Here is a 10,160-nt window from a genome sequence, read left to right as displayed (position 1 = left end):
ATCTTCGGAAAAGTGTTTGTCGACCGCAACGGTAATGGCGTACAAGATGAAGGTGAAGAAGGTCTGGGCGGCGTGAAGTTAGTGACGGCTCGGGGTGAAATCATCACAACTGATACGCATGGTCGTTACCATATAGTTGGCGTATCGGGAGGCCGTTGGGAACGAGGTGCAAACTTCGTCATCAAACTAGACCCACGAAGCTTACCGAAAGAGTACAAAGTAAGTGGACGTAATCCAAAAGTGGTGAGAGTATCGCCGGGATTACCAAGTAAAGTTGATTTTGGTGTTACCGAGGTAAATCAGTAATTACCATCAAAGACGGACAAGGAAGTCTGTCTATCCCTATCCTTTCAGGTCTTTCCCCCGTCTATCGGGGGTTTTTTATTTCTAATTAATCTATCCTCTTAATCTTACTTTTAATAACTATAAACAGCTAATTAAAGTAACAATTAATATAGAAATTAGCGATCAGAATAATATATATTGATCGTTTATTGTGATCAATATATAGTATTATGTAAATATTATGAAAAAGTTTTAATAAAAGTATTTCATTTTGTAATTTTTTTAACTGATTGATTGGCTAATTTATTATTTATCAACAAAGGTTAATTAAGATTGGTCATCAATCAATTTTTAAGGTTTATGGATAAATTTTGATGTTGAGTTGAATTACGGAAATAAAAAATATAATCGATCTTAGAAGAAGAGGAAGGAAATAAACTAAATGAAAAAACATAACTGGACCCGGCATCCACTTTGCCTGAGTATTAGTTTTGCTTTTTTACTTGGCTCCAATAATGTTTATGCAGGTAGTTTAGATATACCTAAATTAAATATTATTCGGGATGAGTTTAACGCAGAAGAAAAGCTTAATTTAAGTATTTATAATCCAAAAGTGAAGTTGACGTCGCAAGGATTGTTTACGACACCAATGGGACTTTATATTTACACTAACTACCCAACCAAAATCGCAGAATATCAAATCACCATTTACCGTCAATCGGATTTAGATAACCGACAACCATTAAAGATCTTACGATTTAAAGAAATCAGTCCGTATGAAGCGGTGTTATGGCGTGGTGAAACCGATAATGGCGAGCCGTTATCGACAGACAGCGAGTATAAAGCGATTTTAACCACCACCAGTTATGACGGTTTGAAAGACAGTGTTTATGCAACATCTTTTAAGACATTAGGTCAAGGCATAGCGGACCATAACAGTGATTTTATTTCCTACAACAAACTGGACAATCAATCGGGCTCAGGCCATTTATTATTTGGCCAATTAAAATCAGAGAGCACGATACCGGGCTTTGGCGAAAGCCGGATAGATCATCAGGGCATAGTAACCAGTGCACAAGACCGTAAAGTGGTCATTCAAATGACGGGCTTAAAAGGTAAACAAGGGTTGATGCTTAATGGCGAGCCTTTAGTGGCGGATGCTCAAGGTCGAGCGATGCGAGAGATGATTTTATCGCCGGGTGAGTATCAGTTTGATATAAGCTGGCAGGATGAATCGGGTCAGAAACAATCGCAACAGGAAAAGTTAGTGGTTGAAAAGAAAGATGACATTTTTTATGTGGGTATCGTGGATGTGACGTATGCACAAAACAATGTTAGTGGAAAAGGGCGTTCGATACTGGAAGATGCCGACAGTCATCACTACAGCGGCAAAGGGAGCTGGGATGGTCGGGTTGCTTTTTACTTAAAAGCAAATAAAGGCGATTATCGGTTAACGGCACATCTGGACACGACTGAAACGAAATTAAAAAATGCATTTGGACATTTAGGTGAAAAAGACCCGACTCGTTTTATCCGAGAAATCGACCCGCAAGCTTACTACCCGATATACGGAGATGATTCGACCACAGAAAGTGATGTGGATACGGAAGGGAAGTTTTATATCAAATTAGAGAAGGGCAAAAGTTACGGGTTATGGGGTAACTATAACACCCAAATTACCGGCAATGAGTTTGCCAACTTTAACCGCAGTTTATATGGGGCAAAGTTATATCACGAAAGTGAGCATTCAACCCGTTATGGTGATACCCGCACATTCGCGACGGTGTTTTTATCGAACGGTGAAACGCGAGGCAGTCATGTTGAGTTAGCCTCGACCGGTGGTAGTTTATACTTTTTAAAACATCAGCGTATTACCGAAGGAAGTTTAAAGCTGTCGATGGAGGTACGTGACCGCAATACCGGTCGGGTGCTGAGCACCTGTACCTTGAACGAAGGGGTTGATTATGAAGTGAATCAATTTCAGGGTCGGGTGATGTTAACCAAAGCCCTACCGATGACGGCAAACGGTGGCACGGGCAGTTCAATTATTGAAAGCGGTAATCTGGTTGGGGGTAACCCGGTCTGGATTATAGCGGAATACGAATATTACTCGGACGGTTTTGACTTTGAAAGCCAAAAAGTGTTTGGTGGTCGGGCTTATCACTGGTTAAACGACCATGTTCGAATTGGTGGGACGTATATCAGTGAAGACCAGTCAGGCGGTGAAACGTATGAGTTAAAAGGGCTAGATGTCATTGTCAGACCGACGCAAGGCACGCATACCCATTTTGAATATGCCAAAAGTAAGGCAAGGATGAGTGATATTTTTGTGTCGAGTAATGGTGGCTTATCATTTAATCAGACGGTGTTATCAGGTGATACACGGGGAGCAGCATGGAAGATTAATCAAAAAATCGAATTCAGTGATTTGACCGGTGAGGATATCCCATTAAGTTTTACGGGTTACTATTCGATGCAGCAGAAAGGCTTTTCGTCCTTTGCTAAAGCCCGTAGCAGTGATTTAGAAGAGTGGGGTGGCGAATTACGTTATGACTTTGAGACGGATAAAAAAGGTATCTTACTGGGTTACAGTCGTGAAAAAGACAAGGCAAATTATGTCGAAAAAATCGCTCGTGCTCAATATTACACAACACTCGGTGACTTATATAAAACGGCGTTAGAGTTACAACAACGCAACACACATAATTATGGTGATGCTTCTACCCGTGAAACCTTAGTGGCAGCGAAAGTAGAGCGTTCGTTTTTTGGCGGACGGGATAAAGGTTATTTCATTCAGCAGCTGACGTTAGGTAAATCGGGCGATGTGGCGAATGATAACCGTACCACCTTAGGATACAGTTCACAAATTACCGAAAGCATCAATTTGGGTGCAGAAGTATTTGCATCAAATCGGGGGGCCGGTGGTGGTGTTCAGGGGAGCTGGGATGTAAATGACCGCACCAGTTTATATACCAAAGTCTTAAATGATGTGGACTCGACCTCGGGGCGGGGTATTACGACAATTGTTGGGGGACGCACCAAAGCGACCAGTCAGATGGAGCTTTACTCAGAGCGTCAATTTAAAACCACCAAAATTGACCGAACCACTTCTGATGTTTATGGGGTAAGTTATAAACCGACGGAAGCACAATTTATAGAGGGGTCTTACTCGGTAGGGCGGGTGAATAATCGTTACCGAAACCGCAATACCAGTTTAACCGGAAATGATGAAACCCGCCGGGATGTGTATGCAGTAGGATATGGTTATAAAAATGATACTGTTCAGGTACGTAACCGGGTGGAATACCGGATAGATGAAGGTAGTGAGCGGATCCGTCAATGGGTAACGACCAACCGGGCAAAAACGACCGTGAACGAGAACCTAAGCTGGATGGCACAGTTTGATTTTGCAAAAACGTTAGGAGAGCACGATAACAACAGTGAAGTGGTGAGTAACTACACGGAATCGACATTAGGCTTTGCTTATCGCCCGTTATCTATCAATAACCTGAATTTATTCGGAAAGCTAACGTATGTGTATGGTTTAGATCCGGATGATCAGCTGATAGCAAATTCAACATCGTCAAATAGCAAAAGCTATACCTCAAGCCTGTATGACCAAAAAAGTTGGGTGTGTTCATTAGAAGGTGTGTATGAGTGGAATGCGAACTGGGAAACAGCGTTTAAAGCGGCGCACCGACAAGGGCATTTACGTTATAAAGGTGAAAGCACGTGGTACTCATCAGGAGCAAGCTTATATGCACTTCGCCTCAATTACAAGACAGGTGACTGGGAATACCAGATAGAAGGTCGAACGTTACGTACAAACCTAGCAGATGACCATAAAGACGGGGTTGTGACCAGTATTTACCGAAATGTCGGTGACAATATCAAGATGGGAATAGGTTATAACTTTACGGATTACAATGACAACTTAACGCGTCTGAACTACCGTTCACATGGTTGGTTTGTCAATGTAGTAGGGAGTTTCTAATGAACAGTTGGCAAAAAGTTAATAGAGGTCAGATGTATTCATCCGTGCAAATCAAATCAAACCGAAAAGTAGAAAAACGAAAAGAAGAGAATTTGCGCATATCAGGAGAAAAGATAATGCGAACTGCACATCATGCAACAGTGAAAAAAAGAATGCTAAGGGGTATAAAACAACTATTAGCCTCAGCGTTTATATCGATGGTGACACTATCAACTGCGTATGGCTTTGATATAGGTGGAAAAGTCTATTTAGATTATGATAATACGGCAAGCAAAACGGAAATGCCGTTAACGGGTTTAAAAGTTGAATTATATGATAGTAACCAAAAACTATTATCTGATGCAACAACCAACCAAGATGGAAGCTATAAATTAGATGCGCCATTCCTGGGGACATATAGGATTGTTGCCAAAACGACTGAAGGTGAAACCATTGATCGCTCAGTACAACTGATAGTGGATACCGGCGCCTCTGCTCAGAACTTATTTATCAAAGGGCAAGGCGGTGATATCAACTTAGCGATAAAAGACGACAAAGGAAATGGTGCAAAGAATATTCCTGTTAGACTAATTTATAGTGCTTCTTCCAAAACTCCTATTTTTGTAACAAGTAATAGTGGTACAGTCGAACTTAAAAATACCTTAAAAGGGCATCAGTATGATATGGTGGTTGATGCAGAAGATTTTATTGCAGATTCAAGTAATAAAATCAAATATGCCTTATGGGATGCAACGTTACCGGATAGCAAAAACGCCTACGTTGACAAAATTAGTTTTAATATGGCGGGTAAAAACCAAAAAGGTGTGTTTAATGTTAAACCACGTAATGAATGGGGTGTCGATGGTGTTGTCGCTATCGATCAAAATGGTGATGGGATCTATACAGTAGATTTTGATACCGGTGCGATTGATATGAATGTCGAGCTTTTTTATCCTGGCACGACAACCAAAGTACTGGGTACAAAAACAATGACTACTACTGATAATGGTCGATATCGTTTTAAAGACTTAGCGGTGGCGAGTTATGACATTAAGGTAACAAATGTTAAAGCACCTTATATTCCAATTAGTAAAATTGAACAAAACGTTAAAATAACAGACGAAAATAATCAAACAAGTGGTCCGACATTTTTATTAAAAATGGATCCGAACGATACAACGTTAGCTGGTATATCTGGAAATGTGTTTGTACTAGGACCTCAGCAATATATTAAAGCAGGTCCAGATTCAGGTAAAACGGGCAATAATATTCCGCTTGCCACTCTGGGTAGTACAGGAATTAATACCACTGTCGAACTTTACCAACATAATGGAACCGATTGGGAAAAAATTGCTTCTCAATTAACAGCCGGTAATTTGGGCACCTATCAGTTTGTTGGATTAGTAAAAAACAAAGATTATAAAGTTGTTGTCACGGAATCAAATATAAATTTAAATGAAAATATTTTTGTCAATGATACAGACGGTAAATCAACCAGTACCTCCTCTAAATCAAAAAGTATTCATAAAGGTAAAGTCACATTAAGTAATGGTACACAAGCTAATATTGCTGCTAAAGAGATTATTTTACCTAAACTTAATGAGCAAAAAACCAACCAAAACTTTTGGTATTCACCAATACGTAAAGATTTAGGTAATTTATTAGTCGTCAATTATTTGAAAACAGCCAATGGGGAATGGAGCTGGAGTTCAACGATTAATGGGCTCGAAGCGATTACCGCCAGTACTTATACTAAAATTGTCTTTTTTGAAGAAGATGGTGTGACTCAAGCAACCGATTTACAAGGTAATAAATTAGAAGTCAGCTATCAAAAGCCGGGTTTTTATGGCGTAAGAGGCTCACAAAATTATCCTATCGATCATGCGGGTTTGTTTTATTATTCTGTTGTTGAATATGATAAAGATAATTTGGATTATCCCGAATCATATAATGGCGAATATTCGGTTAATGTTGCACCGGCTAAAACTTGGGGAGATACCCTCTATTTTACACCAACAAGACCCAATACGATTTCCGGATATGTTTATTTAAATAATAGTCACTCTGGTACTTTGGGTACTTATAATCCAAATCAAGATATACCAATTAAACAAAATCGGGTTACTCTGGAGCGTGAAGTATTTGGAGAATGGACAGTTATCACCGAATTCGCAACAGATGACAAGGGTCATTACAATTTCACTAATTTGCCTAATGGAGAGTATCGTGTTACGGCTAAACAGGAATATGGTGGCGGCAGTGATATAAGGAATGGCGATATTGATTTCGAAAATAATGATCAGAATAGTGGTTCGAGTATCGATCCTAATGATAATAGAAAAATGATATCGAGCATTATTGTTAATGCGAGTGGTGGTAACAAATATAACACAGATACTAACATCTGGTATAAATTAAAAATTAATCAACACATACTTCGTGGCTCAGTATTTTTAGATACATGGTTAGGTGATGGTGAGATACAAACCGAGCAAATGTACAATGCTAATGACTTACCTTTAAAGAATGCTATTGTTTTACTTTGCGAAGATGACGGTACCAATGATTGTACTGAAAACGGAAGTAATTTTATTGGGAAAAAACTAACGAATGCCAAGGGTGAATATAGCTTTCAAGGGCAACAAGATGGTATTAATCGAGATGTGACTTATATCGTTAAAACTATCTATCCAGGGACAACGGCTGTCACTAATCCTGATAAAGAGTTAGCACCAAGTTATAAAGTACAGTTTAAACAACTTGATATGCCATTAACTAAGCACTTTCTAATGCAAGGAAAAGGACAATTTTCGGGGGCGCCTGTTAATGATCTCAATGGTGATATGAAGTATGCAGGTGAGCAAACGATTGAGAATGGAAATGGATATTTTCAAATTTACTTCTGGAATGGAAGTGATTATGAAAAATGGGGTGATATTGGTGATTACTATCGAACGATCAAGCTAAAATCATTGCCTCAAGGCAGATATCGTGTCGTTCACAATCAGGGTGATAATTTTATCGATATTGCAGATATGGACCCAGCAACACCACCAGGAACGTTAGATTTTGAAGTATTAGCCGATGGTTCACTTGCCAATAATTTAGATAAAAATAATCTATTCCTAATGCAAGCTCAAGTTTCATCATCAAATACGACCGAGGCAATTTCGGGCAAGCTTTACTTGGATGTAACAGGTTCTAAAAACAAAGATGAAGCAGTTGAGCTCACTAAAGAAGAACTCATTCAATATAATAAAGGTTTGCTAACCGTAAGTGGTATTTTTACCCCTCGCATCTACCCGGGATATTTTAACGGTAATGTTGACGATATTTTGGATCAAGTTGACTTTATCGATAAAAGTGTACAATACACGGGCGAATTTGCTTATACAGCTGCGAATTCAACGCGAGGAAAATTATATCTAACCAATATGTTATTACGTTTAACTGGTTTGGATACCACGCAATTTGAATTGGTCGGTAACAGTGGTCAGTTAAAAGGCGCTTATCTGCCAACAAAAGTACAAACAAATCTGGAATATATGCAAGTTGCACCTTCAGGTTTATTGGGAGCACCAGATCAGTACTGGTTAGTAAAACTGAAAAATGATACAGAGATCAGTGGTCGACTTTATTACGATTATGACGATGATGGTTTTTTTACTCCGGGCACAAATGATGTTGTGATTTCGGGTGTCACCGTTGAGTTATATCGTAATGGTGAACTCTATGCAAAAACTAAAACCGATAAATCTGGTCTATATAACTTTAAAAATTTATTTAATGATACTTATACCGTTAAAGTTACTGAACAGGGTTTAGATAAACAACGTTATGAATTAAAGAGTGTTTCAAATACAGTAACGGGTATTACCATTGATGGAAAAACACCAAAAGTAACGGGTGATAATTTAGATTTTATTTACAAGAAAAACGGCGATGCGGCGATCACCGGTCATGTAATGGTTGATATTAACAATAATGGCACACTAGAAATTAATGTTGATAAAACCGGAGACATGGCGGTACCAGATATAAACGTCAAATTATATAAATTTGATGGTTCCAATCGTACGTTTTATCGTGAAGTAAAAACGAATGCGAAAGGTTACTATAGCTTTAGTGGTATTGATTTAAATACTGATTATATTGTTGAAATTGAACCCACAAAAGATTTTGGTGTTATTGCTAATGCAGAGGGTAACACAAATATCAATTTAAAACCGATTCACTTTGAAGATGTTGGAAAGACAGTACAAAACCAATATTTCTTATTAGCAGGAAGTTCAAATACTTCACCATCGGCAGGTATAGGTAGTAATCAAGCGATTAATAGTGGTATTGCGGGTAAAACTATTATTGACGGCACATCTCCTGAATTGCCAATTGATAATGTATTGATCGGTCTAATTGATTCAAGCGGAACAGAGATCGCTCGTCAATATACAAATGCTAACGGTGAATATCATTTCTATAACTTACCTTCCGGTAAATATAGTATTAATGTTGTAACCTCGCCAGATAATTATTCATTAGTTAAAAACAGTAAAGGTACCACTCAACCAATTGATACTTTATCTAGTTTAGATTTAACTAATGTGGGCATAAAAGACAATAATTTCTATTACAAACAAGCGAGTGATAAAGGTATCGAAGGTAAAATCTATGTTGATTATGCCGATAATAATACCGATTTAACTCAGTTAAATGCGTTTGCACATTTACTTGATAGCGAAACAGCATTGACTGTTGAGTTACGTGATGGTTTAGATGGTACCGGTAAGCTATTGATGACTCAACAAACCGTGGATGGTGAGTACAAATTTTCTAACTTGATGTTTGGTGATAATGCTAACTATTCCGTGATACTTAAATTAGACACTAATGCCGACTATGCGTTTAAACAAAGCTCAGCCGGTAAAGACGCGAAACATATTATTATTCCGATCGCAAATTTACCAAAAGATGGTTCACAAAATAATAATTATCTATTGGTAGGAAAACAAAAAATCGGTGGTGATGTCTGGATTGATGAAAATGAAAGTGGAGATAGACAGGATAACGAAGGGACTAAGGGCATCAATGTAACCCTTAATTATCAGGCGCCGGGTGTAACGGATTACGTTGAACTTAAAAAGGTTAACACCGATAATTCAGGTTACTATCAGTTTGAAAAATTACCGAAAGGCGGTAACTATCAAATTAAGGTTAGCACACCGGAAGGAACACAATTAATTGCGAACCGTGTCATCCCTGGAAATAGTGATAGTTATGTGTTTACTTCGTTAACAAAAGACGAGTTAACTAATAGTTCAGCATATAAATATAATAGTGTGATAAAAGGTCATGTGAGTATTGATGTCGATAACAGTCAAACGAACACTGCTGTAGATAGAGATTTAACAGGACTGAAATTAACGCTGAAAAGATCGGATGGCAATCTTACCCGACAAGCTATTACTGACAGTAATGGTCATTTTGAAGTGGATAACTTATCGTTTGGCGATTGGATTATCACGGCAGACAATTCGCAAAGTGTGGCTGACTGGAGTAGTTACCAATTGAGTTATACCCAAACGGGTAATAAAGCGGTGGCAGCGACGGCAAAAGACTTATCATTAACGGTTAATCTTTCAAAGCAAAATCCAGCGGTGAATGGCGTTGAAATAGGTTATCACGGCAGTGCGGTTATTAAAGGTTATGTGGTGATCGATGCCGATAACGACGGAAAATACAGCGCAAATGATATTGCCTTTGGCGCCTTAAGTACGCCAATTACGCCGAAACTGGTGTTAACATCGGCAAAATCAGGATTTGAGGAACAGGAGATTAAGGTTGATGATCGAACCGGTCTGTTTGAAGTGTCAGGTTTAAGCCGACATGATTATGTGCTTAAAAT

At 38.6% G+C, this 10,160-nt stretch carries 3 protein-coding genes; all 3 read left to right on the top strand.

From position 1 onward, the window contains the following. Window positions 1-306, top strand: a 306-nt coding sequence (locus ACGH6P_RS10920) for an SdrD B-like domain-containing protein (protein WP_411597472.1), incomplete at its 5' end; no start/stop codon positions are given. A 421-nt stretch (window positions 307-727) separates the two neighbouring features. Next, on the top strand, window positions 728-4,279 hold the full coding sequence (locus ACGH6P_RS10915) for a hypothetical protein (protein ID WP_411597471.1): 3,552 nt from the start codon (window positions 728-730) through the stop codon (window positions 4,277-4,279). Further along, on the top strand, window positions 4,279-10,160 hold a 5,882-nt coding region (locus tag ACGH6P_RS10910; protein WP_411597470.1), incomplete at its 3' end, for an SdrD B-like domain-containing protein. The genes ACGH6P_RS10915 and ACGH6P_RS10910, both read left to right, overlap by 1 nt.

The organism is Gilliamella sp. CG25, assembly GCF_046635705.1.
Classification (GTDB): Bacteria; Pseudomonadota; Gammaproteobacteria; order Enterobacterales; family Orbaceae; genus Gilliamella; species Gilliamella apicola_I.
This window is presented reverse-complemented; position numbering and strand designations above follow the sequence as displayed.

Bases quoted from the DNA above. Each gene is read 5' to 3' on its own strand.
- ACGH6P_RS10915 (WP_411597471.1), top strand. From the start codon at position 728: ATGAAAAAACATAACTGGACCCGGCATCCACTTTGCCTGAGTATTAGT.